The sequence below is a fragment of the Streptomyces sp. NPDC058637 genome, from assembly GCF_042717325.1.
Classification (GTDB): domain Bacteria; phylum Actinomycetota; class Actinomycetes; order Streptomycetales; family Streptomycetaceae; genus Streptomyces.
On sequence record NZ_JBHXRD010000012.1, the window covers coordinates 178020 to 204912 of the forward strand.

General features: G+C 71.2%; 28 protein-coding genes and 1 pseudogene. 16 read left to right on the forward strand and 13 right to left on the reverse strand.

The window, feature by feature from the left end; translation table 11 throughout:
- Window positions 1–191 precede the first annotated feature (191 nt).
- Genes ACFWVP_RS15090 through ACFWVP_RS15100 form a run of 3 tightly spaced genes read left to right on the forward strand, consistent with a single transcriptional unit; the run spans window position 192 to window position 3612 of the window.
- On the forward strand, window positions 192–1208 hold the full coding sequence (locus ACFWVP_RS15090; protein WP_384496770.1) for a carbohydrate ABC transporter permease: 1017 nt from the start codon (window positions 192–194) through the stop codon (window positions 1206–1208).
- The gene (locus tag ACFWVP_RS15095; RefSeq protein WP_384496771.1) at window positions 1205–2077 is read left to right on the forward strand and encodes a carbohydrate ABC transporter permease; all 873 of its coding nucleotides are present in this window, start codon (window positions 1205–1207) and stop codon (window positions 2075–2077) included. The genes ACFWVP_RS15090 and ACFWVP_RS15095 overlap by 4 nt, the downstream gene beginning before the upstream one ends.
- A gap of 8 nt (window positions 2078–2085) precedes the next feature.
- Complete coding sequence (locus ACFWVP_RS15100; RefSeq protein ID WP_384496773.1) at window positions 2086–3612, forward strand: glycoside hydrolase family 3 protein; 1527 nt, start codon at window positions 2086–2088, stop codon at window positions 3610–3612.
- A gap of 89 nt (window positions 3613–3701) precedes the next feature.
- On the opposite strand, the gene nagB is transcribed toward ACFWVP_RS15100, so the two are convergent.
- Complete coding sequence (gene nagB, locus ACFWVP_RS15105) at window positions 3702–4487, reverse strand: glucosamine-6-phosphate deaminase (RefSeq protein ID WP_384496775.1); 786 nt, start codon at window positions 4485–4487, stop codon at window positions 3702–3704.
- Between the two features lie 649 nt (window positions 4488–5136).
- Between nagB and ACFWVP_RS15110 the strand changes: the two genes are divergently transcribed.
- Window positions 5137–6603, forward strand: a complete 1467-nt coding sequence (locus tag ACFWVP_RS15110) for a sensor histidine kinase (protein WP_384496858.1) — start codon at window positions 5137–5139, stop codon at window positions 6601–6603.
- A gap of 171 nt (window positions 6604–6774) precedes the next feature.
- Here ACFWVP_RS15110 and ACFWVP_RS15115 read toward each other — a convergent pair whose 3' ends face one another.
- Together ACFWVP_RS15115 and ACFWVP_RS15120 are read right to left on the reverse strand one after the other, a co-directional pair.
- Window positions 6775–7032, reverse strand: coding sequence for a WhiB family transcriptional regulator (locus ACFWVP_RS15115; RefSeq protein ID WP_003953983.1), 258 nt, complete (start codon window positions 7030–7032; stop codon window positions 6775–6777).
- 320 nt (window positions 7033–7352) lie between these two features.
- The gene (locus ACFWVP_RS15120) at window positions 7353–8321 is read right to left on the reverse strand and encodes a diacylglycerol/lipid kinase family protein (protein WP_384496777.1); all 969 of its coding nucleotides are present in this window, start codon (window positions 8319–8321) and stop codon (window positions 7353–7355) included.
- Between the two features lie 222 nt (window positions 8322–8543).
- Between ACFWVP_RS15120 and ACFWVP_RS15125 the strand changes: the two genes are divergently transcribed.
- Window positions 8544–8921 carry a hypothetical protein gene (locus tag ACFWVP_RS15125; protein ID WP_384496860.1) on the forward strand — a complete coding sequence of 126 codons (378 nt, stop codon included), beginning with the start codon at window positions 8544–8546 and terminating at the stop codon, window positions 8919–8921.
- A gap of 57 nt (window positions 8922–8978) precedes the next feature.
- Here ACFWVP_RS15125 and ACFWVP_RS15130 read toward each other — a convergent pair whose 3' ends face one another.
- The 3 genes from ACFWVP_RS15130 to ACFWVP_RS15140 all read right to left on the reverse strand — a co-directional run bounded on the left by ACFWVP_RS15130 (window position 8979) and on the right by ACFWVP_RS15140 (window position 10833).
- A complete protein-coding gene (locus ACFWVP_RS15130; RefSeq protein WP_384496778.1) occupies window positions 8979–9932 on the reverse strand; it encodes an RNA polymerase sigma factor SigF in 954 nt (317 codons plus the stop codon).
- Window positions 9929–10342: an anti-sigma regulatory factor gene (locus ACFWVP_RS15135; RefSeq protein ID WP_003966375.1), complete on the reverse strand. Its 414-nt coding sequence runs from the start codon at window positions 10340–10342 to the stop codon at window positions 9929–9931. Before ACFWVP_RS15135 ends, ACFWVP_RS15130 begins: the two co-directional genes overlap by 4 nt.
- Window positions 10343–10572: 230 nt before the next feature.
- The gene (locus ACFWVP_RS15140) at window positions 10573–10833 is read right to left on the reverse strand and encodes a UBP-type zinc finger domain-containing protein (protein ID WP_384496780.1); all 261 of its coding nucleotides are present in this window, start codon (window positions 10831–10833) and stop codon (window positions 10573–10575) included.
- A 35-nt stretch (window positions 10834–10868) separates the two neighbouring features.
- On the opposite strand from ACFWVP_RS15140, the gene ACFWVP_RS15145 reads away from it, so the two are divergent.
- Entirely contained in the window at window positions 10869–12470 is a 1602-nt protein-coding gene (locus tag ACFWVP_RS15145; protein WP_384496783.1) for a Na+/H+ antiporter, read from the forward strand.
- On the opposite strand, the gene ACFWVP_RS15150 is transcribed toward ACFWVP_RS15145, so the two are convergent.
- The 4 genes and pseudogenes from ACFWVP_RS15150 to ACFWVP_RS15165 form a co-directional block, all read right to left on the reverse strand.
- Window positions 12446–13387, reverse strand: coding sequence for a 1-aminocyclopropane-1-carboxylate deaminase/D-cysteine desulfhydrase (locus ACFWVP_RS15150; RefSeq protein ID WP_384496785.1), 942 nt, complete (start codon window positions 13385–13387; stop codon window positions 12446–12448). The two genes, ACFWVP_RS15145 and ACFWVP_RS15150, sit on opposite strands and share 25 nt — an antisense overlap.
- A gap of 64 nt (window positions 13388–13451) precedes the next feature.
- A pseudogene (locus ACFWVP_RS15155) lies at window positions 13452–13812 on the reverse strand (N-acetylmuramoyl-L-alanine amidase); the annotation flags it as partial.
- Window positions 13813–13910: 98 nt separating this feature from the next.
- Entirely contained in the window at window positions 13911–15107 is a 1197-nt protein-coding gene (locus ACFWVP_RS15160) for a globin domain-containing protein (RefSeq protein ID WP_384496787.1), read from the reverse strand.
- Between the two features lie 107 nt (window positions 15108–15214).
- Window positions 15215–15667, reverse strand: a complete 453-nt coding sequence (locus ACFWVP_RS15165; protein ID WP_384496789.1) for an RrF2 family transcriptional regulator — start codon at window positions 15665–15667, stop codon at window positions 15215–15217.
- A 175-nt stretch (window positions 15668–15842) separates the two neighbouring features.
- Here ACFWVP_RS15165 and ACFWVP_RS15170 point away from each other — a divergent pair, with 175 nt between their 5' ends.
- From ACFWVP_RS15170 to ACFWVP_RS15185, 4 genes are all read left to right on the forward strand, one after another.
- On the forward strand, window positions 15843–17249 hold the full coding sequence (locus ACFWVP_RS15170; RefSeq protein ID WP_384496791.1) for a family 2B encapsulin nanocompartment shell protein: 1407 nt from the start codon (window positions 15843–15845) through the stop codon (window positions 17247–17249).
- 101 nt (window positions 17250–17350) lie between these two features.
- Window positions 17351–18394, forward strand: coding sequence for a family 2 encapsulin nanocompartment cargo protein polyprenyl transferase (locus ACFWVP_RS15175; protein WP_384496793.1), 1044 nt, complete (start codon window positions 17351–17353; stop codon window positions 18392–18394).
- A gap of 91 nt (window positions 18395–18485) precedes the next feature.
- On the forward strand, window positions 18486–19082 hold the full coding sequence (locus ACFWVP_RS15180; RefSeq protein WP_384496794.1) for a GNAT family N-acetyltransferase: 597 nt from the start codon (window positions 18486–18488) through the stop codon (window positions 19080–19082).
- Window positions 19083–19158: 76 nt separating this feature from the next.
- A complete protein-coding gene (locus ACFWVP_RS15185) occupies window positions 19159–19827 on the forward strand; it encodes a DUF6304 family protein (protein ID WP_384496796.1) in 669 nt (222 codons plus the stop codon).
- Window positions 19828–19887: 60 nt separating this feature from the next.
- Here ACFWVP_RS15185 and snpA read toward each other — a convergent pair whose 3' ends face one another.
- Complete coding sequence (gene snpA, locus ACFWVP_RS15190) at window positions 19888–20544, reverse strand: snapalysin (RefSeq protein WP_384496798.1); 657 nt, start codon at window positions 20542–20544, stop codon at window positions 19888–19890.
- 279 nt (window positions 20545–20823) lie between these two features.
- On the opposite strand from snpA, the gene ACFWVP_RS15195 reads away from it, so the two are divergent.
- The 4 genes from ACFWVP_RS15195 (at window position 20824) to ACFWVP_RS15210 (ending at window position 24125) form a co-directional block, all read left to right on the forward strand.
- Window positions 20824–21777 carry a LysR family transcriptional regulator gene (locus ACFWVP_RS15195; protein WP_384496799.1) on the forward strand — a complete coding sequence of 318 codons (954 nt, stop codon included), beginning with the start codon at window positions 20824–20826 and terminating at the stop codon, window positions 21775–21777.
- Window positions 21778–21873: 96 nt separating this feature from the next.
- Window positions 21874–22878, forward strand: coding sequence for an NAD-dependent epimerase/dehydratase family protein (locus ACFWVP_RS15200; protein ID WP_384496801.1), 1005 nt, complete (start codon window positions 21874–21876; stop codon window positions 22876–22878).
- A gap of 9 nt (window positions 22879–22887) precedes the next feature.
- On the forward strand, window positions 22888–23247 hold the full coding sequence (locus ACFWVP_RS15205; RefSeq protein ID WP_384496803.1) for a DUF952 domain-containing protein: 360 nt from the start codon (window positions 22888–22890) through the stop codon (window positions 23245–23247).
- Window positions 23244–24125, forward strand: coding sequence for an NAD(P)H-binding protein (locus ACFWVP_RS15210; RefSeq protein ID WP_384496805.1), 882 nt, complete (start codon window positions 23244–23246; stop codon window positions 24123–24125). The genes ACFWVP_RS15205 and ACFWVP_RS15210 overlap by 4 nt, the downstream gene beginning before the upstream one ends.
- Before the next feature lie 240 nt (window positions 24126–24365).
- On the opposite strand, the gene sodN is transcribed toward ACFWVP_RS15210, so the two are convergent.
- A complete protein-coding gene (gene sodN, locus ACFWVP_RS15215; RefSeq protein ID WP_033298259.1) occupies window positions 24366–24761 on the reverse strand; it encodes a superoxide dismutase, Ni in 396 nt (131 codons plus the stop codon).
- Between the two features lie 178 nt (window positions 24762–24939).
- On the opposite strand from sodN, the gene sodX reads away from it, so the two are divergent.
- Window positions 24940–25380 (forward strand): nickel-type superoxide dismutase maturation protease, encoded by a 441-nt coding sequence (sodX, locus tag ACFWVP_RS15220; RefSeq protein ID WP_384496806.1) that lies wholly within the window; start codon window positions 24940–24942, stop codon window positions 25378–25380.
- Here sodX and ACFWVP_RS15225 read toward each other — a convergent pair.
- On the reverse strand, window positions 25281–25913 hold the full coding sequence (locus tag ACFWVP_RS15225; protein WP_384496807.1) for a CGNR zinc finger domain-containing protein: 633 nt from the start codon (window positions 25911–25913) through the stop codon (window positions 25281–25283). The two genes, sodX and ACFWVP_RS15225, sit on opposite strands and share 100 nt — an antisense overlap.
- An 87-nt stretch (window positions 25914–26000) precedes the next feature.
- Between ACFWVP_RS15225 and ACFWVP_RS15230 the strand changes: the two genes are divergently transcribed.
- On the forward strand, window positions 26001–26762 hold the full coding sequence (locus ACFWVP_RS15230) for a class I SAM-dependent methyltransferase (protein WP_384496809.1): 762 nt from the start codon (window positions 26001–26003) through the stop codon (window positions 26760–26762).
- Window positions 26763–26893 lie beyond the last annotated feature (131 nt).

The following is a 26893-nucleotide window of genomic DNA, read 5'->3' on the forward strand; positions in this document are numbered from 1 at the left end:
CCGGCCCCCACCTTTAAATAAAAAAATTTATTCGTCGGCCGCGTATTTTGTTTATATCACACCGCCCCTGACCCTCCGGCTCACCGGGGGGGGGCCGGCCACACCCGGGCCCCCCGCCCCCTTTTTCTTAGGTTGAGAACGCCGTGATTCCCGGGTGCAGATCCCCGGAATCCCGATGGAAGGTCAGTCACGTGACTGCTGCCGACACCCAGGCCGCCGGTCCACCGGTCCCCGTACCGCGTGTCCCGGAGAAGATCGGGACCTCGCCCTCCAAGCAGGACGCCGCCGGGCCACGCCCGAGGAAGCGCCGGAAGAAGGGCGAACTCCTCCCCTACTTCCTGATCCTGCCCGCGATCCTGGCGATCGCCGCCGTCTACGTCTACCCGCTGATCAAGACCGTGATCATGTCCTTCCAGGACCTGGGGCGGGCGGCTCTCTGGGGCAACGGCGAGACCCCGTGGGTCGGCTTCGAGCAGTTCACCAACATCCTCGGCGACGCGGAGTTCTGGTCGGTCGTCGGCCGGACCGTCGTCTTCATGACCATCTGCGTCGTGCTCACCATGGGCATCGGCCTGCTGATCGCCCTGATGATGCTGAGGCTGTCCACCTGGGTGCGGCTCGTCCTCACCGTGGCGCTGATCGCCGCCTGGTCGATGCCGCTCATGGTCGCCGCGTCGGTCTTCCGCTGGCTCTCCGACTCCGACTACGGCCTGATCAACACCCTTCTCGCCGACCTCACCGGGAACGAGGACAGGTGGCTCGGCCACAACTGGTTCCTCAACCCCTGGCAGGGCTTCGGCATCATCACGCTCCTGGTCGTCTGGGGCGCCATCCCGTTCGTCGTGATCACGATGTACGCCGCCCTCACCCAGGTCCCCAAGGAGCTGGAGGAAGCGGCCTCCCTCGACGGCGCCTCCGTGTTCGGCGTCTACCGCTTCGTGACCTGGCCGGTCATCAAGCCCGTCTTCACGATGGTCGCCACACTCTCGGTCATCTGGGACTTCAACGTCTTCGGCCAGATCTGGCTGCTGCGCGGCAACAAGCCCGAGCCCGACTACGAGACCCTCGGCCTCTACTCCTTCTCGAAGGCGTTCGAGTCCACCTCCTTCAGCCAGGGCAGCGCGATCGCTCTGATCACCGTCCTGATGCTCTCCGGTGTCGCCGTGTACTACCTGCGCCAGCTGATCAAGACGGGAGAGGTCGAATGAGCGCCTCCACGCCCACGAACGCGCCGGCCCAGGTCCTGAGGCCCGACCGCAAGAGAAACCGCCTCGGCTACAACATCCTCGCGCTGATCACGGCCGGGATCATGGCCTTCCCGGTCTACTGGCTGATCGTCAGCTCGCTGCGCCCCAACCACGAGATCCGGTCGTACGACCAGACCCTGTGGCCGTCCTCCCTCACGTTCGACAACTTCGCCCGCGCGGTGAAGCAGGACAATTTCGCCACGGCGATCCAGTCCAGCCTCATCGTCTCGGTCACCGCGGTTGTCGGCGGCATGATCATCGCGACACTCGCCGCGCTCGCCATCGGACGCTTCCGCTTCTTCGGGCGGAAGGCACTGATGATGGTCATGATCCTGGTCCAGATGCTGCCGCCGACCGCGATGCTGATCCCGATCTACCTCCAGCTCAACGCCCTGGGCGGCATCGACGAGTACTGGGGACTCATCGTCGTCTACCTGGTGTCGACGCTGCCCTTCGCGACCATCATGATCCGCGGGTTCGTGATCAACATCCCGGTGGAGCTCGAGGAGTCCGCGATGGTGGACGGCTGCACCCGCATGGGGGCCTTCCGCCGGGTCATCTTCCCGCTGCTCGCCCCCGGGCTCGCCGCCGCGTCCATCTTCGCGCTGGTCAACGCGTGGAACGAGTACCTCTTCGCGTACATCCTGATCAACGACAACTCGAAGTACACGCTCAACGTCTGGCTGATGACGTTCACCACCGAGCGGGGTACGGACTACGGCGCCCTGATGGCCGCCTCCACGCTCATCTCCATCCCGGTCGTCATCTTCTTCATGATCATCCAGGGGAAGATGGCCACGGGTCTCACTTCCGGCGCAGTGAAGGGATGACCCGCGCCATGACCACCCTCGTATCCACCACGGACACCGTCACGCGCGACGCGCTCGCGGTCCTCCAGCCCGGGTTCACCGGCACGACCGCCCCCGACTGGCTGCTCCGCAGACTCGGCGAGGGCCTGGCCTCCGTCGGACTGTTCGGCCGCAACATCGAATCGCCGGCGCAGCTGGCGGCGCTCACCGCCCAACTGCGGGCCGAGCGCGACGACGTACTCGTCGCGATCGACGAGGAGGGCGGCGACGTCACCCGGCTGGAGGTCCGGCACGGGTCGTCCTTCCCCGGGAACTTCGCCCTCGGCTCCGTCGACGACGTGGACCTCACCAGGGCGGTCGCCCGGGAGCTCGGCCGCCGGCTCGCCGAGTGCGGCGTCAACCTCAACTGGGCGCCGTCCGCGGACGTCAACTCCAACCCCGGCAACCCGGTCATCGGCGTACGGTCCTTCGGCGCCGACACCGCTCTCGTCGCCCGGCACACGGCGGCCTACGTCGAGGGCCTCCAGTCCGCCGGCGTCGCCGCCTGCACCAAGCACTTCCCCGGACACGGCGACACCGAGGTCGACTCGCACCACGCGCTGCCGCGCATCGACGTGGACCTCGACACCCTGCACGCCCGTGAGCTCGTGCCCTTCCGCGCCGCCATCGCCGCGGGTTCCCGATCCGTGATGAGCGCGCATATCCTGCTTCCCGCGCTCGACCCGACACGGCCCGCGACCCTGAGCCCGCAGATCCTCACCGGTCTGCTGCGCCAGGAGCTGGGCTACGAGGGGCTGATCGTCACCGACGGCATGGAGATGGACGCCATCGCGGGCACGTACGGCATCGAGCGCGGATCGGTCCTCGCCATAGCCGCGGGCGCCGACGCCATCTGCGTCGGCGGCGGGCTGGCGGACGAGGACACCGTGCTGCGGCTGCGCGACGCGCTGGTGGCGGCGGTACGGACCGGCGAACTGTCCGAGGAGCGGCTGGCCGACGCGGCCGCACGTGTACGGGCCCTCGCGTCCTGGACGCGGCGGGCCAGGGGGGCTGCCTCGGAGCCGGGCGCGGACACGCGGGAGGGGACCGCGCCCGGCGCCGGGACCGGCATCGGGCTCCTGGCGGCCCGCAGGGCCGTGACCGTCACGGGCGGCGCCGAACCGCTGAGCGAACCGGCGTACGTCGCCGCGTTCACCCCGGTCGCGAACATCGCGGTCGGCGACGAGACCCCGTGGGGCGTCGCGGCCGAGCTCGCCCGGGTGCTGCCCGGCACCCGGACGGACACGTACGGCAACGGGGGTGAGAACCCCGCGGCCGAGGTGCTGAAGGCGGCGGGGGAGCGGCGCATCGTCGCGGTGGTCCGTGACGAGCACCGGCACGCGTGGATGGGCGCGGCACTGGACACGCTGGTGGCGGCGCGCCCCGACACGATCGTGGTCGAGATGGGGCTGCCCGAGGCCCCGCCCCGGGGAGCGCCGCACATCGCCACGCACGGTGCCGCACGGGTGTGCGGCGTCGCCGCGGCGGAGGCGATCACGGGGGCGCGGGACGCGTGAGCCGGGGTGTCGGGCCCCTCGTACGAAGGGCCCGACTGCGGACGAACGGAAGGCCGGGCACCCCGAGGGGGTGCCCGGCCTCGTGCGTCCTACAGGCCCTGCCACCGCGGCTTCGCCGCGTACGTGGCACGGAAGTAGTCCGCGAGCTTCAGCTTCGACGCGGCGGCCTCGTCGACCACCACCGTGGCGTGCGGGTGCAGCTGGAGTGCCGACGCCGGCACGATCGAGGCGATCGGGCCCTCGACGGTCTGGGCCACGGCGTCTGCCTTGCCCTCGCCCGTGGCCAGCAGGATCGGGTGGCGGGACTCCAGGATCGTCCCGATGCCCTGGGTGATGACGTGGCGGGGCACCTGGTCGATGTCGTCGTCGAAGAAGCGCGCGTTGTCGATCCGGGTCTGGTCGGTCAGCGTCTTGATCCGGGTGCGGGAGGCGAGCGAGGAACACGGCTCGTTGAAGCCGATGTGCCCGTCCGTGCCGATGCCGAGCAGCTGGAGGTCCACCCCGCCGGCTTCGGCGAGCGCCTTGTCGTACGCCTCACAGGCGGCCTGCACGTCCTCGGCGGTGCCGTCGGGGCCCATGAAGGACGCCTCGGACAGGCCGAGCGGCTCGACGACCTCGCGCAGCACCACCGTGCGGTAGGACTCGGGGTGTCCGGCGGGCAGCCCGACGTACTCGTCGAGCTGGCAGATGCGGGCACGCGAGGCGTTCACGGCGCCGGAGCGGACCTTCGCCGTCAGGGCCTGGTAGATGGGCAGCGGGGTCGAGCCGGTGGCAACGCCGAGCAGGGCGTCGGGCTTGCGGCTCAGCAGGGCGCCGATGGCCTCCGCGATGAGTTCGCCGCCTGCCGTGGCGTCCGGGACGATGACAACTTCCACGCTGTGCCTGCCGATCTGGAGAGTGGCGTCATGTGGTATAGACCAATATAGGTTTCAATCTAGCAGACGGGACCGTCTCGGAGGTGAACCGTCCGCGCGTGTGCGGGCCTTGTCGCCCCGTCGGCGGGCGCCCGGTTCGGGCGGACGGCGAGGGGGTGCCCCTTCGGGGCGGAGGTGTCCGTCCTCGGCAGCCGGGATCCGTCACGGCGTCCGCGTTCATCGGCCGGGGCTCTGCCCGTGGCACCCGCGTTTCGGCCCCGGAAACACCCGCGGGCCGCGGCGCCGGGACGGGACCCTCGGCCCGTCCGGCACCGCAGCCCGGAGCTACCTGGCCGGCGGTGTGCGGTGCCTCCGGCCACTGGAGGTACCGGCGCGGTCAGGGCAGAGAGCGCCGGATACCTCGGTCCGCCCTCCTGTGCGGGGAGAGCGGAGGTCTGTCTTGTACATGATGCTGGTATGGAGTGATGTTCGTACAGCATGCATTGTGGACTAGACCAATACTCCATGTCCATCCACAGGATCGGGGATTCCGCGCGCGGACGCTCCTCACCGGTCACGGCGGCACCGCTCCCGCCTGTGTCACGTGTGCGCGGGCCGATCGGTTCGGAACCTGTCGGTATCCACGGGTACGCTCACACACGTGCCCTCCATGAACGACCTTGTCCGCCAGCACACAGCCCTGAGTGACACCGACCTCGAGTGGCTCCATCTGCTGGTCTCGGAGTGGCAGCTGCTCTCCGATCTGTCCTTCGCCGACCTCGTCCTGTGGGTGCCCACCCGCGACGGGACCCGCTATGTGTCCGTGGCACAGATGCGGCCCAACACCGGCCCCACCTCCTACCAGGACGACATGGTCGGCCACCTGGTGCCACGCGGTCGCCGTCCGCTGCTGGACGCGGCCCTGGACGAGGGCCGGATCGTGCGCGAGGGGGACCCGGAATGGCGGGAGGAGGTCCCCGTACGGGTGGAGTCGATCCCCGTACGCAGGGAGGGCCGCATCCTCGGTGTCATCGCCCGCAACACCAACCTCCTCACGGTGCGCACCCCGTCCCGGCTGGAACTCACCTACCTCCAGTCCGCCTCCGACCTGGCGCAGATGATCGCCGCCGGATCCTTCCCGTTCCCGGGCCAGCAGGTCGACATGGACGCGTCACCGAGGGTCGGCGACGGGCTGATCAGGCTCGACGCCGACGGCGTCGTCCAGTACGCCAGCCCCAACGGCCTCTCCGCCTACCACCGTCTCGGCCTCGCCTCCGACCTGGTCGGCCACCACCTCGGCGCGACCACCGCCGAGCTCGCCCCGTCCCGGGGGCCGGTGGACGAGGCCCTGGTCAAGGTGGCCAGCGGATACGCGCCCCGGGAGTTCGAGGTCGAGGGCGCCGGCGGGGTGATCCAGCTGCGGGCGATCCCGCTCAAACCCAAGGGCGTCCGCATCGGTTCGCTGGTCCTGCTCCGGGACGTCACGGAACTGCGCCGTCGTGAGCGGGAGTTGATCACGAAGGACGCCACCATCCGGGAGATCCACCACCGGGTGAAGAACAACCTCCAGACCGTGGCCGCCCTGTTGCGTCTCCAGGCCCGTCGGATGGATTCGGAGCAGGGCCGCGAGGCGCTCAACGAGGCCGTACGGCGCGTCGGTTCGATCGCGATCGTGCATGAGACGCTGTCCCAGAATCTGGACGAGCGGGTCGAGTTCGACGAGATCGCCGACCGGGTCATCGCGATGGTCTCGGAGATCTCACCCGGTAAGGTCACCTGCCGCCGTACGGGACGCTTCGGGATCCTGGACGCGGAAGTGGCCACTCCGCTCTCGATGGTGCTCACCGAGGTCCTACAGAACGCCCTGGAGCACGCGTTCACCCCGGCCGAGCGCGGCACGGTGGAGGTGTCCGCGGTGCGCGGCGGGTCACCGACCGAGGGCCGACTGCTGATCACCGTGGCGGACGACGGGTGCGGTCTGCCCGAGGGGTTCGATCCGCAGCGGGCCGGCAATCTGGGTCTGCAGATCGTACGGACGCTGGTGGAGGGTGAGCTGGGCGGCACCTTCGGCATGGTCCCGGCACCCGAGCGCGGCACACAGGTCGTGCTCGACATCCCGGTCCGGCACGACAAGTAGCCGCACCGCACAGCGCAGTGGGCCCGGACCGTGGTGACGGTCCGGGCCCACTGCGTGGTGCTCACGGTGCGATGCGCTTCGGGGGTACTGCGCGCTGCGACTCGAAGGCGGGGCTGTGCGTACGCTCTGTACGCGCCGCCTGGCTGAGGCTCGTCGTGCGGGGGGCGTCGGTCAGGCGCTGGCGTTACGCGCCCGGTTGCGAGCGGCGCGGCGCTTCATTGCGCGGCGCTCGTCCTCGCTGAGGCCACCCCAGACGCCGGAGTCCTGGCCGGACTCGAGCGCCCACTGCAGGCACTGCTCCATGACGGGGCAGCGACGGCAGACGGCCTTGGCTTCCTCGATCTGCAGCAGCGCAGGACCGGTGTTGCCGATGGGGAAGAACAGCTCCGGGTCTTCCTCACGACAAACGGCGTTGTGACGCCAGTCCATGGCTGCTACCTCTCCTTGGTATTACTTGCTGATGCTTGTGAATGTGAACGCTTTCACGAATCCCCCCGCAGACGAAGGTCCGACGCCCAGATGGACTGGATGTGGTCCTGTTGTGGTGAGGAGGGGTTCTGGCTCTCAGTGGATGCCGATGCTGCGGGCTGTCCCGATCGCCATGTAGAGATTCGCAAACCTCGGCGGCGGATACAACCCCTTCTGGAAAGTTTTTTTTGATTCCTCGGTGTCGACTAGGTCACAGCCGTACTTCTAAGGGGTGGGGGCCAGTCCAAACGTTCGAGTTAAAGGACTTTGGGCCCTTCCACTCACACAATCACACGCAGTGCACGGCGTACGCCTGTGAACGTCACGCTCGTACGCAGTCCCAGGTGGTCACCGTCCATCTGGAAGGGCAGTGGCGCCTTTGAATGCAAGGTGAAGTCGCCGAGGTCGTGGAAGGAGACGGCGTGCTTGCCGTGCGGGCCCTTCTCGGGGCTCGAAGTGAGCAGCTGCGTGGCGTACCGGGCCACCGCGGCGGTGGTGAGCCGCTTCAGTCCGAGGATGTCCAGGCCGGTGTCGAAGGACGCCTTGGGGGCGGCGTACATCGGACGATTCCCCAGGTAGGTCCAGGGTGCGGTGTTGCAGATGATGGACAGCGCGAGGTCCGTCACCGGGTCCCGGCCGGGTACGTCCAGGGTGATCAGGCCGTCGCGCCGGTGAGGTTCCTCCAAGAACTGGCGGACCACCTGGCGCACGTACAGGGGATGGGTCGAGCGCTTGCCGCGTTCGCGTTTCTGTTCGACCCGGCCGAGGACGCCCGCGTCGAATCCGAGCCCGGCACAGAAAGTGAACCAGCGTTCCGGAACGGCTTCGTCCGCCGTGCCCGGGGTGCCTGCCGCGAGGCCGAGGCCCACCGTGCGCCCGCTGCGGTCGGCGAGGGCGTCCAGGATGGCGCCGGTCGCCTCCACTGCGTCGTTGGGGATGCCCAGGGCGCGCGCGAAGACGTTGGTGGAACCGCCGGGAACCACGGCGAGGCTCGGCAGGCTGTCTATGTCGGGCCCGCGGTGCAGCAGCCCGTTGACCACCTCGTTGACCGTGCCGTCGCCGCCGAGGGCGACCACGAGGTCGATGTCGTCGGAGTCCGCGGCCCGTCGGCCCAGGTCACGGGCGTGCCCCCGGTACTCCGTCATCACGGCTTCGAGCTTCATCTCGCTCGCCAGCGCGTGGATCAGCACGTCACGGACCCGCGCACTGGTAGTGGTGGCAGTTGGGTTGACCACGAGAAGTGCGCGCATGTCCGCCAGGGTACCTACCGCGCGGTACCTCCCTGAAGTCCCGATCCACCGGGTTCCCGGGCGGTGACGGACGGTGACCGGCCTCCGGGCGACGCGACGGCGTCGGCCCCGGCTTCGCTTCCGGCGGGCCGGGATGCCAGTCTGAAGGGCGTGAGCACTCAGCAGAACACGCCGTCCTCGTCGCCCACGGCCGGTCCGGAGAAGCCGGGCCGGACCGCCGCCGTGGCCGCACTCAACGCCCTCGAAGGCGCGGCGCTCGTCATCGGCGGGATCTACATGCTGGTCATGGGGATGCTCGGCCGCCCCGACAGTCCGCAGCAGGCCGAGATGGGCGGGCTCACCCTGCTGGCACTCGGTCTGATTCCGCTGTTCGCCGCCCGTGGGCTGCTGCTGCGGCGCGGCTGGAGCCGGGGTCCGGCCCTCATCACGCAGCTCATGGCGCTGCCGGTGGCCTGGACGCTGCTGCGGGCGCAGGGCGCGCTGATTCCCGCCGGGATCGCCCTCGCCGCGGTCGCCGTGACGGCGCTCGTGCTGCTGCTCGACCCGGCGACCACGCGGGCGCTGGGCATCCGGGGGCCGCGGACGACCCCCGGAGCCTGAACTCCCGTCCCCGGCACACGGGGGACAAGGGTCCGGGATGCCGGCTTCCCGGTGCCGTCACTCCTCGACGAGAAGCCGTTCACGCAACTGCGCGAGCGTGCGGGCCAGCAAGCGGGAGACGTGCATCTGGGAGATGCCGACCTCCTGTGCGATCTGCGACTGGGTCATGTTGCCGAAGAAGCGCAGCAGCAGGATCCGCTTCTCGCGCGGTGGGAGGTCCTCCAGCAGCGGCTTGAGCGACTCCCTGTACTCGACCCCTTCCAGCGCCTCGTCCTCGGAGCCCAGCGTGTCCGCGACGGCCGGCGACTCGTCGTCCGTGTCCGGCACGTCCAGCGAGAGGGTGCTGTAGGCATTGGCCGATTCCAGCCCCTCCAGGACCTCCTCCTCGGAGATGCCCAGGCGCTCCGCCAGCTCGTGCACCGTCGGGGAGCGGCCGTGCTGCTGGGAGAGCTCCGCGGTGGCCGTGGTCAGCGACAGCCGCAGTTCCTGGAGTCGGCGCGGAACCCGCACCGCCCAGCCCTTGTCACGGAAGTGGCGCTTGATCTCGCCGACGACCGTGGGGGTCGCGTACGTCGAGAACTCGACACCGCGGTCCGGGTCGAACCGGTCCACCGACTTGATCAGCCCGATGGTGGCGACCTGGGTGAGGTCGTCGAGCGGCTCGCCGCGGTTGCGGAACCTGCGGGCCAGGTGCTCCACGAGCGGCAGGTGCATGCGCACCAGCCGGTTGCGCAGCTCCGCCTTCTCCGGCGAGCCGTCGGGAAGCTCCCGCAGCTCGATGAAGAGCGCCCGCGCCGCGCTGCGGTCGTGTGGATCGTGGTGCCCGTGCTCGCTCATCTGGCCCGCCCGCTCTGCCTGCGGCTGATCCACCGCGACCGTACGACCTTGCGCCCCGTCCGTACCGTCCTCCGGGTGCGGCCGGGCCTGCTGCTCCGGGACGGCAGCTGGGCGCACCGCCCCGGACCGGATCGTCTCGTCCCGCACAGGCCCGTCCCCGTTCCCGTCGCTCACGCCGGACCGGGTCCCGCGCCGCGCTGTTTGTAGAGGCTGATGCTGACCGTACGGTCGTCGGCGACCGTGGAGTCGACCTTTCCGGCCAGTGCGGAGAGCACCGTCCAGGCGAAGGTGTCGCGTTCGGGAGCGCGGCCGTCCGTCGTGGGGGCCGACACGGTCACCTCGAGGGAATCGTCGACGAGGCGGAAGACGCAGCTGAGGACGGAACCCGGCACGGCCTGCTGGAGCAGGATCGCGCAGGCCTCGTCGACCGCGATGCGAAGATCCTCGATCTCGTCGAGCGTGAAGTCCAAGCGCGCTGCGAGACCGGCCGTGGCCGTACGCAGCACCGACAGGTAGGCACCCGCAGCGGGCAGCCGGACCTCTACGAAGTCCTGATTCCCGGGCTCGCCTGCGATCTGGGACACCCTCACCTCCAAGGTGGCACAAACTCGTTCGAGGCTCCGGGGCCAGTGCCCGGAGCCATGCGGTCTGTCGTCGGTTCTGTGGTTCGGCGACGCTATCGCGCCCCATGATGCCGTGTCGCGGGACCCCATCCCCGACCGTCACTCATGGTAAGCCCACGAGTACGCACAGTGGCTAGGGGTCTGCGGCGGTCAATTGCGAAGAACCGGCGCCGGTTTGACGTACCCAGACGTCAGACGATCGAACCGTCCGTGAAGCACCAACGCCAGCTCTCGTCGCGTTCGAAGCTGCGCATGACCGGATGACCCGTCTCCCCGAAGTGTGCCGTGGCGTGCTTCAGGGGCGACGAGTCGCAGCAGCCGACGTGCCCGCAGACCAGGCAGAGCCGCAGCTGCACGGGATGGCTGCCCGCCGCCAGGCACTCCACGCAGGTCTCGCTGAGCGGGCCGGGCTCGGGGCGCGGCAGTTCGAGAAGATGCAGGCACTCACTCATGATGGCCACGTTACGTCGGATGTGAGGACGGTGAGATGGACGCATTGCCGCTGGTGGCACTCGTCGCGGCCAGTGCGGCGGTCGCGGGGGCCGCACGCCGGACCCCGGTGCCCGCGCCCCTGCTGCTGGTGGCCGTGGGCCTGATGGCCTCCTACCTGCCGGGGGTGCCCGACTACACGCTGGACGCGCACATCGTGCTGCCGCTGCTGCTGCCACCGCTGCTGTACACGGCCGCGGTGGACAGCTCCTACCTCGACCTGCGGGCCAATCTGCGGCCCGTCGCGCTGCTCTCCGTCGGGTACGTGCTCTTCGCGACCGTCGCCGTGGGCTGGCTGGCCTACCTGGTCGTGCCGGACCTGCCGCTCACCGCCGCGCTGGTGCTCGGCGCGGTGATCGCCCCGCCGGACGCCGTCACGGCCGCCGCGATCGCCCGCCGGGTCGGGCTGCCCGCCCGGGTCACCACGATCCTCCAGGGCGAGTCCCTGGTGAACGACGCCACCGCGATCACGGCCTTCAAGGTGGCCCTCGCCGCCGCGGTCGGTGAGGGCATGAGCTGGGGCGCCGGCATCGGTGAGTTCCTGCTGGCGGCCGTCGGCGGTGTCGGCGTCGGACTGGTGCTGATGGTGCCGCTGCACTGGCTGCGCACCCACCTCAGGGAGGCGCTGCTCCAGAACACCCTGTCGCTGCTGATCCCCTTCGTGGCCTACGCGGCGGCGGAGCGGGTGCACGCCTCCGGGGTGCTCGCCGTCGTCGTCGTCGCGCTGTACCTGGGACACCGTTCCTGGCAGGTCGACTTCGCGACGCGGCTCCAGGAGGCGGCGGTCTGGAAGATGGTCGCGTTCGTGCTGGAGTCCGCGGTCTTCGCGCTCATCGGACTGCAGTTGCCGTTCGTCCTCAAGGGCCTCGGCGCCTACGGCGTGGGCGACGCGCTCTGGTACGCGGTCGCGGTCTTCGTCGCCGTCGTCGTGGTGCGCTTCGTCTGGGTCTATCCGGCGACCTACCTGCCGTTGTGGCTCTCCAGGCGCATCCGGGAACGCGAACCCGCGATGCCGTGGACCTCGCCGCTGATCGTCGCCTGGGCGGGCATGAGGGGTGTCGTCTCCCTCGCCATCGCCTTCTCCATCCCGCTGGTCATGCACGACGGCGAGGACTTCCCGGCCCGTAACCTGGTGCTCTTCCTGACCTTCACGACCGTCATCGGGACTCTGGTCATCCAGGGGCTCAGCCTGCCCCTCCTGGTGCGTGTGCTGAAGCTCCCGAGGCGTGACGCGCGGGCCGAGACCCTGGCCGAGGCGCAGGCCCAGAGCGAGGCGTCCACGGCCGCCGAGGCGCGGCTGGAGGCACTCCTGGCCGACCGGCGCAACGCGCTTCCTGGACCCCTCGCCGAACGGCTGCGCACCGTGCTGGAACGCCGCCGCAACGCGGTCTGGGAGCGGCTCGGCGCGGCCAACCCGGTCACCGGGGAGTCGGCGGACGACACCTACCGGAGGCTGGCCAGGGAGATGATCGAGGCCGAGCGTGAGGTCTTCGTCCGGCTCAGGGACGAGCGGCGGATCGACGACGAGATGCTGCGTGTCCTGCTGCGCCGGCTCGACCTGGAGGAGGCCGCGGCCTACCGGGAGTCGGACGGGGTGTAGGCGCGTGCGCCGCCGTCGGCGTCCGAGGGCCGTCCGGTGACGACGGCGGCGACGGAGGAACCCGGTGCGAAGGCCCCTTCCCCGGCCAGCACGGTCAGCGCGTACAGCAGTTTGGCGACGTAGAGCCGCTCGACGGGCAGACCGTGCCGGTCCTCGAAGTCGTCGGCGAAAACGCCCAGTTCCGGGGGTGTGCGGGCGTAGCCGCCGAAGTGGAAGCGCTCGTCCAGGGACCAGTGCCCGGCCGGTCCGCCGAACGCCGCCCGCTGCAGGTCGCGCACCGCCTCTCCCATGAAGCCGCCGCGCAGCACCGGAACGCCCAGGGCGCGCTGTTCCGCCCCGAGTCCGGCCGCCAGTCCCGCCAGGGTGCCGCCGGTGCCGCAGGCGACCGCCACCGTCCCGGCCGTGCCGCGCAGTTCCCGGCCGAGCTCCGTACAGCCCTGTGCGGCGAGGGCGTTGCTGCCACCCTCGGGTATGACCTCGCACTCCCCGAAGAGGCTCAGCAGGCCGTCCAGGACGTCCGGTGCGGCCTTCGCGCGGTACGTCGCGCGGTCGACGAAGTGCAGTCGCATGCCGTCGGCCGCGCACCGCGCGAGTGAGGGGTTGAGGGGACGGCCCGCCAGTTCGTCGCCGCGTACGACCCCGACCGTGGGGAAGCCGAGCAGCCGTCCGGCGGCGGCCGTCGCGCGCAGGTGGTTGGAGTAGGCCCCGCCGAAGGTCAGTACGGTACGGCCGGCGGCGGCCCGCAGATTCGGGGCGAGCTTGCGCCATTTGTTGCCCGGCAGGTCGGGGTGGATCAGGTCGTCGCGCTTGAGCAGCAGGGTCACGCCGTGGCGCGCGAAGCGCTCGTCCTCGACCGGTTGCAGGGGCGAGGGGAGAGCCGGCCGCAGTCGGGAGAGGTCGGGCGCTTCATGGTGCATGCACCCATTGTGTGCCGCCGGTGGCGGCGCCGCTGTTCGTGGAGCGGCGTGGGGCGGCGGGCGGCTACTTCAGCCTGTCGTGGATCCGGGTGCGCAGGCCGGCCATCGAGAGGCCGCGCGGGTCGACCTTGCCGGGCTGCCACTCCCGGTGGCCGATGACCGAGGGGGCGTCCCAGCCGTGGAAGCGGCAGGCCGCCGCCGCGGCCTTCTCGACGGCTTCGAGCTGGGCGGCGGGCCAGGGGTCCTGTCCGTCGCCCGGGTTCGCGCACTCGAAGCCGTAGAGGTGCCGGTTCCCGTCGGTGTCGGCCTCGTTGTCCGCCGGGAGGCGCTTCTCGGCGATGGCGGCGCGCATGACGTCGTCGTCGCCGAGCCCGGCGTGGTTGGTGCGCCCGTAGCCGACCCAGGTTGACCCGGCCGTCCTTTGTACCGGAACGCGATGTTCCGGTCTGCCTGTTCGGGTTGCGTGCGAGCCGATCCGGACAGGCCCGCGAGCGGGCGGGGGCGGGCGGCGGGCGGTGCGGGATCAGGCCTGTGCGAGCCACAGGTCGGGGCCGAACACCTCGTAGTGGATGTCGGCCGCCGCCACACCCTCGGAGAGCAGCTGGGAGCGGACGGCGCGCATGAAGGGCAGGGGGCCGCAGAGGTAGGCGTGGGTTCCCGGGGCGATCCGGAGGTCCGCCAGGTCGACCCTGCCCGCGCGCTGCGCGGGGAGGCCGGGCTCGGGGGTCTCGTACCAGAAGTGCGCGGTGCCGTCCCGCAGCTTGCCGGTGAGCAGTGCGTGGTCGGCGCGCAGGGCGTGGTCGGCGGGCGACCGGTCGCCGTGCACGACGGTGACGGGGGAGCCGTGTCCGTCGGCCGCGAGGGCTTCCAGCATCGACAGGATCGGCGTGCAGCCGATGCCCGCGGAGGCGAGGAGCAGCGGTGCGTCCCTGTCCTCGATCACCAGGTCGCCGTACGGGGCGGAGACGCGCAGCCGATCACCCTCGCGGACACGCGCGTGCAGGTGCCGGGACACCTCGCCGTCGGGGGTGCCTTCGCCCCGCACCCGCTTGACGGAGAAGGAGCGCAGGGTGGAGCCCGGTGCGCGGGAGAGGCTGTACTGGCGTATCTGGCGCGCGCCGTCGGGGAGTTCCACCTGTACGGAGACGTACTGGCCGGGGCGGAAGCCGGGGGCGGGCGCGCCGTCGGACGGGGTGATCCGGAAGGTGGCCACATCCTCGGTCTCCTCGGTCCGTGAGCTCACCGTCCACTCGCGCCACACGTCACCCGCCTCGACGCCCTGTTGGGCGTACAGCCGGTTCTCGACGGCGACCAAGGCGTTGGCCATCAGCCAGTAGACCTCGTCCCAGGCCGCGGCGACCTCGGGGGTGACCGCGTCGCCGAGCACCTCGGCGATGGCGGCGAAGAGATGGGTGTGCACGACCTTGTACTGCGGGGCGGTGACGCCCAGGGAGGCGTGCTTGTTGGCGATGCGGCCCAGCATCACGTCGGGGCGGGTGTCCGGGTGTTCGATCAGGTGGGCGGCGAAGGCCGCGATGGAGCCCGCGAGTGCCTGGCGCTGCGTGCCCGAGGCCTGGTTGCCCCGGTTGAACAGGTCGCTGAGCAGTTCCGGATGGGCGTCGAAGAGCTTCCGGTAGAAGAGGTCCGCGATGTCGCCTATGGCCGCGCCGACGGCGGGCAGGGTGGCTCGGACGGTGGCGGTCGACGTCTCGGAGAGCATCGATGACTCCTCAGGTGTGGAAGAGGTGCGGATGAAGGCGACTGGAATTGGTATATGAGATGCGTATTTTTGGGCGGCGGTCGGCGCACGCGGTGGGGCGCGTGCTGTCAGGCGGGGGCGGGACGGCCGGTGCTGATGCCGATCAGCAGCGGGCCGGTGGGGGAGGAGACGAGATCCGCGACCGTGATCGGGTCGAGTGAGGCGTGGAAAGCCTCCTCGGCCAGGCGGAGCGCGGAGCGGAGTCGGCACGCGGAGCGCAGCGGGCAGGGGGCGTCCCCGTCGCAGTCGACGACCTCGCCCGGGCCTTCCAGCTCTCGCACGAGTCCGCCGATGGACGCGGACCGGCCGCCTTCGGTGAGGGTGAGCCCGCCCCCGCGGCCGCGTCGCGCGTCGACCAGGCCGAGATGCTGGAGGCGGGCGACGACCTTGGCCGCGTGGGTGTAGGGCACCTGCATGGTGGCCGCCACCTCCCGGGTGGTCGGCGGGTCCTCGCTCCCCGACACGACGGCCAAGCGCATGAGCACGCGGAGTGCCACGTCGGTGAATCTCGTCAGCCGCATGTGCGCAGCCTAGATAAGTTGCATCAACGATGCAACTTAAGGGGTGCGCGCGGCGACGCAGGGCAGCGTGCCCCGACAGGAGCCCGATTAGTCACACTCTTTTGTGTAATAGCGCCCGAGTCCTCCTGCTGAAAGGCTTCTTCGGCAGGTCAGTCCATGATCGAGAGGATGTCGGATGTCCGTTGGTGAAGAGGTTCGCGACACGCAGCAGCCGCCGCAGCAGAGTCTCGGTACGGCAGCTGCGCGGAACCTCGCGACGACGACCAAGTCCGCCCCGCAGATGCAGGAGATCAGCTCGCGGTGGCTGCTGCGCATGCTGCCGTGGGTCCAGGTGCAGGGCGGCACGTACCGCGTGAACCGCCGGCTGAGCCACTCGGTCGGGGACGGCAGGGTGACGTTCGTCCAGACGGGCGACGAGGTGACGGTCATTCCCGCCGAGCTCGGCGAGCTGCCCGCCCTGCGGGACTTCGGGGACGAGGAGGTCCTGGCCGAGCTGGCGCGCAGGTGCGAGCAGACCGAGGTGGGCCCCGGTGAGGTGCTCGCCGCGTCGGGCGACGCGGCGGACCGTGTGTTCCTGCTGGCCCACGGCAAGGTCGAGAAGGTCGGCTCCGGACCGTACGGCGACGAGACGGTGCTCGGAGTCCTAGCCGACGGCGCCTATTTCGGCGACCACGCGCTGGTCGACGGCGACGCGGCATGGGAGTACACGGCCCGCGCCGTGACCGCCTGCACCCTGCTCACGCTGCGGCGTTCGGACGTGTTCAACCTGGCCGACCGCGCCGACTCCCTCAGGGATCACCTGGCCGGGCTGCTCGCCATTCCGCACCAGCGCACCAACGGCTACGGCGAGGCGGCGATCGACCTCTCGGCTGGACACGTGGGCGAGAGCGTCGTCCCGCACACCTTCGTCGACTACGAGTCGGCGCCGCGCGAGTACGAACTGAGCGTCGCCCAGACGGTGCTGAAGGTCCACAGCAGGGTCGCCGACCTCTACAACCAGCCGATGAACCAGACCGAGCAGCAGCTGCGGCTGACGGTCGAGGCGCTGCGCGAGCGCCAGGAGCACGAGCTCATCAACAACCGGGAGTTCGGGCTGCTCAACAACTGCGACTACGGGCAGCGGCTCCAGCCCCACGAGGGGGCGCCCGGCCCCGACGACATGGACGAGCTGCTGTCGCGCCGGCGCGGGTCGAAGCTGTTCCTCGCCCATCCGCGGGCCATCGCCGCCTTCGGCCGCGAGTGCAACAGGCGCGGACTGGTGCCGGAGAGCGTGGAGGTCGGCGGACACCACGTGCCGGCCTGGCGCGGGGTCCCGATCTTCCCGTGCAACAAGATCCCGGTAACCGACGCCCGCACCACGTCGATCATCTGCATGAGGACCGGTGAGGCGGACCAGGGCGTCATCGGACTGCAGCAGAGCGGCATCCCGGACGAGATCGAGCCGAGCCTGTCGGTCCGGTTCATGGGCATCGACGAGCAGGCGATCATCTCGTACCTGGTGACGGCCTACTACTCCGCGGCCGTGCTGGTGCCCGACGCCCTCGGAGTCCTGGAGAACGTCGAGGTGAGCCGCTGGCGGTGATCCGCCCGGGGGCCCGGGCGGGCGGCCGCCCCGCCCGGGCCCCGTACGCGCAGGCCGCCACCAGGGTGCCTCCGTGGCGCCCGGAAGGAGTGACCGTGACCATGACGAGTACGGACGCCGCGACCGAAGGACACGAGGCTGCCGCGCTCCTGGAGCGCACCCGCAGCATCGTCGATCCGCATCTCCGCGCGGCCGTGGAATCGTTGCCCGGAGGCATACGCCGGGTCGCGATGTACCACTTCGGCTGGCAGAACGCCGACGGAAGCCCTGCCTCCGGACAGGCCGGCAAGGCCATCAGGCCCGCGCTCGTCCTGGCCGCCGCCCGCGCGCTGGGCGGCGACCAGGAAGCGGCGATGCGGGCGGCCGTCGCCGTGGAGCTGGCGCACAACTTCACGCTGCTCCACGACGACGTCATCGACGAGGACGCCACCCGCAGGCACCGCCCCACGGCCTGGGCGGTGTTCGGCGTGCCGGACGCGGTCATCACCGGCGACGCGATGCTCGCCCTCGCCCAGCGGCTGCTGGCGGACGACCCGCACCCCGCGTCCGGCCGGGCCTCGGCGCGGCTCTCCACCTGCGTCATCGAGCTGTGCGCGGGACAACAGGCCGACTGCGCCCTGGAGGAGCGCGGCCCCGAAGACGTCACACTCGACGAGTGCCTCACGATGGCCACCGCGAAGACCGGTGCTCTGCTGGGCTGCGCCTGTGCGCTCGGCGCGCTGTACGCGGGAGCGGGGGAGCGGGAGGCCGGGGCCATGGACGGCTTCGGCAGGGAGGCGGGACTCGCCTTCCAGCTCATCGACGACCTGATCGGCATCTGGGGGGACACCGCCCGCACGGGCAAACCGGTCGGGGCGGATCTGGTGGCCCACAAGAAGTCCCTGCCGGTGGTGGCGGCCCTCACGTCGGGCACGCCCGCGGCGGCCGAGCTCGCCGCGCTCTACAGGGGCGCCATGACCACCCCGGGCGAGGTGAGCCGGGCCGCCGACGCGGTCGACCGGGCGGGTGGCCGTGACTGGGCACAGATCTGCGCGGCGGACCGGATGGCCCGCGCCGTCCACCATCTGTCCCGTGCGGTGCCCGATCCGGCCGCGGCCGGCGACCTGCTGGCCCTCGCGGAGTTCGTCACCCGCAGAACACACTGAGAGCCACCGGTCCGTGACCGGCGACCTGGTTCAACTCTAGGATCCCGTAAGTCGGTCGGGATCACTTACGGGGTCGATGGGGGCGGGGCGCATGGGCGTACGCGTACGGCGGGCGGACGGGCGGGACAGGGATCAGGTCGTACGGATCCTGGAGGAGGCGCTCCACGACGATCCGGTCAGCAGTTGGGTCTTCCCGGACGAGGAACACCGGCGCGCGGTGCACGGGGCGTTCCTCGGGGTCTTCGCCGACATCACGCTGGCGGGAGGCCGTGTCGACCTGCTGGAGGACGGCACGGCCGCGGCACTCTGGTTCTCCGTGCCCGCGGGCGCACCCGAGGGGGGCGGGGACGCGCCCGCACGCATGCGGGAGGCCTCGGACCCCGGAAACGAAAGGGCCGAGCTGGTGGGGAGGCTGACGGGAGCGGTCCATCCGCACGACAGGGCGCACGAGTACCTGCTGCTGATCGGCGTCTCCCCGGAGCGCCAGGGGGAAGGGCTCGGGGAAGCACTGATCGGCGGGGTGCTGGACCGATGCGACCGCGAGGGGGTCCCGGCCTACCTGGAGGCGAGCAGCGAGCGCAGCCGCGGCCTCTACGAACGGCTCGGTTTCACCTTCGTGGGGCGGACCGTCGACCTTCCGGACGGGCCCTCCATGTGGCCCATGTGGCGCGAACCGCAGAACGGCTGACCGGCACCCGGGCGAAGGTCGCGGAAGGGGAGGGCGCCACGGGGCGGACACCGGACACGGGCTACAGTCCCTGCTCATGACAGATGAGTCGTGGGCAGGCTGGTACCGGGACCGTCATGGTTCCGCGGCCGTGATTCTCACCACGGACGGACAGCAGCTCCGCATCCGGGTCAGGGGTACCGACTTCGAGGGCGTGAGCTTCGACGGTCTGGGCCCCGTGGCCGGCGTACCGCCCGAGGAGGGCGTGTTCGACCTGGTCGACGGCGCGCTCAGCGACTGCGTACTGGAGTGGGACCTCCCGATCCCGGTGCTCGTCTCCGGCACGCTCCGCCAGGCCACGCTCAGCTGCCTGCTGTCCCTGCGCCGCGCGGACCCCGATCTGTACCTCGCGCTCCACCTGGACGGGGCGGTGTACGAATCCAACCGCGCCGAGGGCGACTTCGCGGCCGCGCTGGCCACGGTCCAGCGCATCCTCCCGCCCGGCATACACCTGCAGACCTGTATCGCCTGCGCCTTCTCCGACTACTTCCCCACGCCCCTGCGCGGGCTCTCCGGCGGACTCGCCTGTTTCCGCGGGGCGAAGGACGCGTACCGCGACGCGGCGGGCGGCGGTGACGTCGCCGACCTGTGGGAACGGCGGACGGGATTCGTCCAGGAAATCTGGAGCTGCCGGGAGTTCGAGCCGCGTCCGGCGGAGGGGGCGGGCACCGGGCACCGGGGCGCCTTCCCGCTGGAGCTCGCCTGACGGCGCCCCTGGCATGCCGGTGGGGCCGCTCCGGGGCAGGAGCGGCCCCACCGGTGCCGGTCAGGAAGTGGCGGCGGCGAGAGCGGCCGCGAAGCCGTTCTGCCAGAGGTAGTTCACCCTCGAACGCTCGTTGGCGTTCGGGTAGGCGTTCGTGCAGGAGGTGCCGGGGCCGCCGCCCGACATGAGTTCGCTGCACGGACCGGTGTAGTGATCGGGCAGCCCGAGCACGTGGCCGGTCTCATGAGCCGTGACCCGGGTCGAGTTGTACCGCTGGTTCTGGGCGTAGTCGAGGAAGATGTAGCCGCTTCCGTGCCCGTCCGTGCTCGCGTACGAGCCCCGCGAGTCGTTGCCCTCGTAGTAGGCGAAGTCGGCGTTCGAGCCCTCCTGCAGCTTGACGTTGCCGACCGAGCCGTTCCAGATGCGGGTGCTGCTCGCTATCTGGCTACGGAAGCTGGGGGCGTTCGTGGTGCTGTAGACGACGGTGACGGCCTGGACGCCCGGCTTGGCGGCGCGCTTCTCGGCGACCGACTTCATCACGGCGTCGAAGAAGGCCTTGTTGGCGGCGGCGTTCTCGCTCGAACCCGCGTACGCGGCATAGCCGGCCTGCGCGTTGGAGACGGAGGCGGAGGGCGCGACGGGAGCCGGTGCGGCGGCGACCGCCGGGGTGGTGCCCAGCGCGGCGGCGAGGCCGAGACCGAGACCTGCCACGGCCGACATGATGGCTGTCCTGGGGTGTCTCACGGGGGGTTCTCCAACCTGTCCGATGAACCCCGTCCGGCGACCGGACGGGGAACGGGTGGGGGGTACGGACAGAGTGTCGGGCCCGACGGTGCCCCGGCGGATGATGTCAACCGGCGATAACGCCGCCCTATCGCCCCCCACAGGAACCGCTCGGCACCGGCACACTCGGGTCGCCCCGACACCCCCTGAATCGGGGCGTTTAGTGGGGTTGCGCCATCTGGTGCGCGGCGTACGAACAGCCATACGCTCGGCGTCATGGAGCTGGAGGTGAGGCACCTCAAGGCGCTCTGCGCCATCGCCGACACGGGCAGCCTGCACCAAGCGGCCCGGCGGCTGGGCGTCAGCCAGCCCTCGCTGACCACCCAGCTCCAGCGGATCGAGAAGTCGATGGGCGCGGAGCTCTTCCGCCGTGAACGGACGGGCTGCCGACCGACCCTGCTCGGACGCGCCGTCCTCAGCCGCGCGCGACCCCTGGTGGACGGCATGTCCGCACTCGTCGGTGCGGCGATGGCGGAGGCCGAAGCCGCCCGGTCCGGTGGCCCCCGCCTGCGCATCGGGTCCACCGCCAGCCGGGTCATCGGCGGCTGGCTGAGCAGGCTGCGGGTGCGCCTGCCGGGGACCGACATCTCCCTGCGGGTCGATGTCTCGGCCCGCGCGCTGCTGGGCGCGGTGGCGGCCGGCCGGCTCGACGTGGCCTTCGTGCACGAGGTGGAGGGCTGTCCGCTGCCCGTTCCGGACGGTCTGCGGCAGCGTGTACTCCTGGAGCGCGAGCCGCAGTTCATCTCCCTGTCCCGCGACCACCCGGCGGCCGGCCGTCCCGTGGTGGACCTCGACGACCTGGCCACCGACCGCTGGATGGTCGACCCGTCGGTGGACGGCGAATGGGACGGGGTCCGCCGGGTGCTGGGCGCCGCCGGCCTCGATCCGCCCGTGCTGCACGGCGACTACCTCACGGCGGCCTCGCTGGTGGTGCTCGGCGAGGCGGTGGCCCCCTGCCAGCCCACGTCGGGTCCACGCGACGACATGGCGATCCGTCCCCTGCGCGGCGATCCGCTGGCGGTGCGGCTGCTGCTGGTCTCCCGGCCGGGCGCGGACATGGACGCGGTGTACGGGGAGCTGGAGGCGGCATACCGCGAGGCGGCCCGGCGGGCGGCGGACTACCACCGGTGGCTGCTGCGCCATCGCAGCCCTCTGGCACACCTGCCCTGACTCTCCCCGCGGTGTCCGGCCGCCCGGGAGAGTTCCCCGTTCTGCCGACAGCGAGGCGCCGTTTCCCGGACAGGTCCGCACGGGCAGGACCACCCCATGAGGATCTTGATGCTGGGCGGTACGGAGTTCGTCGGACGAGCCGTCACCGAGGCGGCGCTCACCCGGGGAGCGCAGGTCACCGTGTTCCACCGGGGCCGTCACGCGCCACCGCCGGGCGTGCGGACCCTGACCGGTGACCGTACGACGGGCGAGGCGGGCCTCGCCGCCCTGGCCGAGGGCACCTGGGACCTGGTCGTCGACACCTGGAGCGGCGCGCCCTCGGCCGTCCGGGACGCCGCCGGGCTGCTGTCCGGCCGGGCCGACCGCTTCATATACGTCTCCAGCCGCTCCGTGTACGCCGCTCCCACCCCGGCCGGACTGACGGAGGAGGGGCCGCTGGTGGAGGGCGCCTCGCCCGACGCCGGAGCGGACGTTCCGTACGCCCTGGCCAAGCGCGGCGGGGAGTTGGCGGCGCTGGAAGCCTTCGGTGACCGGGCGCTGCTGGCCCGGGCCGGCCTGATCCTCGGTCCCGGGGAGAACGTGGGCAGGCTGCCCTGGTGGCTCAACCGGGTCGCCCGAGGCGGCCCGGTGATCGCGCCGGGCCCACCGGACGCCGGGCTCCAGTACATCGACGCCCGCGACCTGGCGGAGTGGCTGCTGGACGCCGCGGCGGACGGCCTGGGCGGGGCGTACAACACGGTCAGCCGCCCCGGGCACGCCACCATGGGGGAGTTGCTCGACGCCTGTGTCCGGGCCACCGGTTCCGGGGCCGACCTGCGCTGGACCGATCCGGAGGTCCTCCTCGCGGCAGGTGTCGAGCCCTGGACGGACCTGCCGGTCTGGCTGCCCGCCGGGGAGCTCCACGACACCCTGCACCGCGGCGACACCCGGAAGGCGCATGCGGCGGGGCTGCGCTGCAGACCCGTCGGTGAGACGGTCGCCGACACCTGGTCCTGGCTGTGTGAGCTGGGCGGCACGGCGCCGCAGCGGCCGGACCGGCCGGCGCTCGGCCTTGACGCGCGGACCGAGGCGAAGCTCCTCGCGGCGCCCGGAAGCGCTTAGCGTGGCCCGATGACCAGACAGCTGCTGCACCTCACCGAAGCGCCCCTGTGGGAGGCCGCCCGCGCGACCGGGACGTACGAGATGTCCACCCGTGGCCGCACCGTGCACGAGGAGGGATTCATCCACTGCTCGCTGCCGCACCAACTGCCCGGCGTGGCCCGCGCCCTGTACGGGGACGACGACGGTGGTCTGGTGGTGCTGGTCATCGACCCCGGCCGGCTCCGGGCCCCTGTGCGGTTCGAGGCCCTGACACCCGGCGGCGAGGAGTTCCCGCACATCTACGGGCCGCTTCCGGTGGACGCCGTGGTGGAGGTGCGTCCGTGGTCCGCACCCGTGACGGCGACCCGGGAGAACGGGGAGGCGCTGTGAACGGCCCGCTCGTCGCGGTGACGGGCGCGGCCGGCGCGGTGGGGGGCCGGGTGGCGCGGCGGCTCGCCCGTGTCGGCGTCCCCGTGCGGCTCCTCGGCCGTGACCCCTCCAGACTGCCCTCGCTGCCCGGTGCGGTCGCGGCACCGCCCGCTCCGTACGGGGACGGCGAGGCGATGCGCCGTGCCCTCCACGGCGCGCACACCCTGTTCCTCGTCTCCGCGCACGAGAGCCCCGACCGGGTGCGCGAGCACATCACGGCGGTGGACGCGGCCGTCGCCGCGGGCGTGGAGCGGATCGTGTACGTGTCCTTCCTCGGCGCCGCACCGGACGCGACGTTCACCTTCGCGCGCGACCACTGGCACACCGAGGCGCACCTGCGGATGGTGGGCGTGCGCCACACCTTCCTGCGCGACGGCTGGTACCTGGCGGGACTTCCCGCGATGGCGGGCACCGACGGTGTCCTGCGCGGTCCGGCCGGCGACGGACGGGTCTCCGCCGTGGCACACGAGGACATCGCCGACGCGGCGTCGGCCGTGCTGCTGGAGGAGGGGAGAGGCCACGACGGCATGACGTACGACCTCACAGGGCCTGAGGCGTTCACCCTCGCGGAGGCGGCCGAGGAGCTGAGCCGCCGCACCGGCCGCAGCATCCGCTATGTCCCCGAGACCAGGGAGGAGGCCTACGCCTCCCGTGCCCGTTACGGCGCCGAGGACTGGGAGGTGGCCGGCTGGGTCACGTCGTACGAGGCCATCGCGGCGGGGGAGCTGGCCCCGGTCTCGAACGCCGTACCCGCCCTCACGGGGCACCCGGCCAAGACCCTGGCCGCCTACCTCCGGGAGAACCCGGACAGCTACCGGCACCTCCTCCCGGGAGCCTGACCGGGCGGGTTGGCCGGGTCCTCGGCCGGGTCCTCGGCCGGGCTCCGAGACCTGACCGCGTACCGGGGGCCCGGTCCGGATCGGTCGACGGTACGTTCGGCGCGGTCACGGCGACCGAGGTGCGGACCTACCGGGGCATCGAGGGACCTGGATGACGGAAGAGCCCAGCCGCACGAGGCGGCTGGGCTCGTCCTGTGCCCGTCTGACCTGCGGCGGAGCCGTGGTCAGCACATCGGGTGATCAAGCCTTCTTGGTCTCCCAGAAGATCTTGTCGATCTGGGCGATCAGGTCAAGAGCCTTCTGGCCCGTGGCCGGGTCGTTCGAACCCTTGGCCGCGGAGAGTGCCTTCAGGGTGTCGTTGACCAGCTGGTGCAGCTCGGGGTACTTCTCGAAGTGCGGCGGCTTGAAGTAGTCGCTCCAGAGCACCGAGACGTGGTGCTTCGCGAGCTCGGCACGCTGTTCCTTGATCAGAACGGCGCGCGTGCGGAAGTCCGCGTCCTCGTTGGCCTGGTACTTCTCCTGGACGGCCTTGACGGACTCCGCCTCGATGCGGGCCTGGGCCGGGTCGTACACGCCGCAGGGCAGGTCGCAGTGGGCGCTGACCTTCACCTTGGGGGCAAACAGGCGGGAAAGCATGGAGCTGTCCTTCCTCGTGATCGTCTTCTCAGGTGGGACATTACTCCGTGGGAGGCCGCTTTCAGCGGCTGCCCCATGGGCTTAGGACAAAAGTCCGGGATGAAGACGGGACCGGTGGCCGGGTGCGCGGAGCCGCGCGCACGGCGTGTACTGGAGGATGGACCGGGAGGTGCCACGGATGCCGGAGCTGACGCGGGGGCCGGGGAACGGGCGGGCGGCGCGAGGGTCGTTCCAGGTGGTGGAGGTGACAGGGCCGTCGATGGTGCCCACGCTCTACCACGGCGACTGGCTGCTCGTGCAGCACGGGGCGCCGGTGCGCCCGGGGGACGTGGTGATCCTGCGTCACCCGTTCCAGCAGGACCTGCTGGTGGTGAAGCGGGCCGCCGAGCGGCGCGGCGGCGGCTGGTGGGTGCTCGGCGACAACTCGTTCGCGGGCGGGGACAGCACGGACTACGGGGCCGTGCCCGAGGAGCTCGTACTGGCCCGGGTGCGGGCCCGCTACCGGCCGCTGAGGAAGGATCAGCGCTCGGTGCTCGGGGTGCTCGGCTGGGTGGTGGGCGCGCTGCGTCCCGTGTCCTCCCCGGATCGTTCCGTCTCCAGGCGTTTGCGGGCGCGGTAGGCCGCCACGTTGGCCCGGGTCGCGCAGCGGTCCGAGCAGTAGCGCCGTGAGCGGTTGGTGGACGTGTCGAGGTAGGCGTTGCGGCAGGGTGCCGCCTCGCACAGGCCCAGCCGGTCCACGCCGTGCGAGGTGAGGTGGAAGGCGAGGCCCATCGCCGCGATCGCGGCGAATCCGGCCGTCGCGTTCGACGGATGGTCGGCCAGATGCATGTGCCAGTCCGGCTTGCCGTCCGCGTCGCGGGTGTCGTGACCGGAGACCTGGGGGCTCACCGGGAACTCCAGCAGCAGCGAGTTGAGCAGGTCCACCGCCAGCGTCTCGTCGCCGTCGTCCGCCGCCTGGAAGACCGCCCGGAGCCGGGCCCGTACGGACCGGAAGCGGGTCACGTCCGCGTCGGTCGCGCGGCGGGCCGCCTGTGCGTTGGCGCCGAAGAGGTCACGTACGGACTCGACCGTGGTGAGGGAGTCCTTGTTGCGGGCCGGCTCCTCGGTGTTGACCAGACGCACGGCGTAGTCCGAGTAATAGGCCAGTTCCACTTGTAGTCCTTACGGCGTCGGTCTATGGTCGATGTGCGGCCAGTGTAATGGGTGGTCGCCATCATTGGGTATTACTTGGAGGTTCGGGTGACGGAGACGGCGACGGGCGCCGACTGGCAGTCCTGGCAGCAGAGCTGGGACCGCCAGCAGGAGTGGTACATGCCGGACCGCGAGGAGCGGTTCCGGGTGATGCTGGACATGGTCGAGGCCCTGGTGGGGCCCGAGCCGAGGGTCCTCGACCTGGCGTGCGGTACGGGAAGTATCACGGACCGGCTCCTCACGCGGTTCCCGAACGCGACCAGCGTCGGCGTCGACCTCGACCCCGCACTCCTCGCGATCGCCCGCGGCACCTTCGACGGCGACGGCCGGGTCACCTTCGTCACCGCCGACCTCAAGGACCCCGACTGGCCCACGCTGCTCCCTCACACCTCGTACGACGCCGTCCTCACCGCCACGGCCCTGCACTGGCTGCACAGCGAGCCGCTCACCGCGCTCTACGGGCAGATCGGGCGGCTGGTCCGGGACGGCGGGGTGTTCATGAACGCCGACCACATGATCGACACCGACACCCCCCGCATCAACGCGGCCGAGCAAGCCCACCGGCACGCAGCCAGGGACCGTGCCCGGGCCGCCGGCGCGCTCGACTGGGCCCAGTGGTGGGTCCTCGCCGCCGAGGACCCGGTCCTCGCGGCACCGACCGCCGAGCGCTTCAGGATCTACGGCGAACACGCGGACGGCGACATGCCCTCCCCGCGGTGGCACGCCCGCACCCTCCGTGAGGCGGGCTTCGGGGAGGCGCGCCCGGTCTGGTCCTCGCCGTCGGACAGCCTGGTGCTTGCGGTGAAGTGAGGTAGGGCGCACGAAGCGGAGGCGGGAGAGGGGCGGCCACCGCCGCCCCACAACCCCGTCCCGCCGGAGCAGCAAACAGCCAACACACCCCGCCCCCGGGTAGGGTGTTACGGGGCCCCGACCCCGGCCGG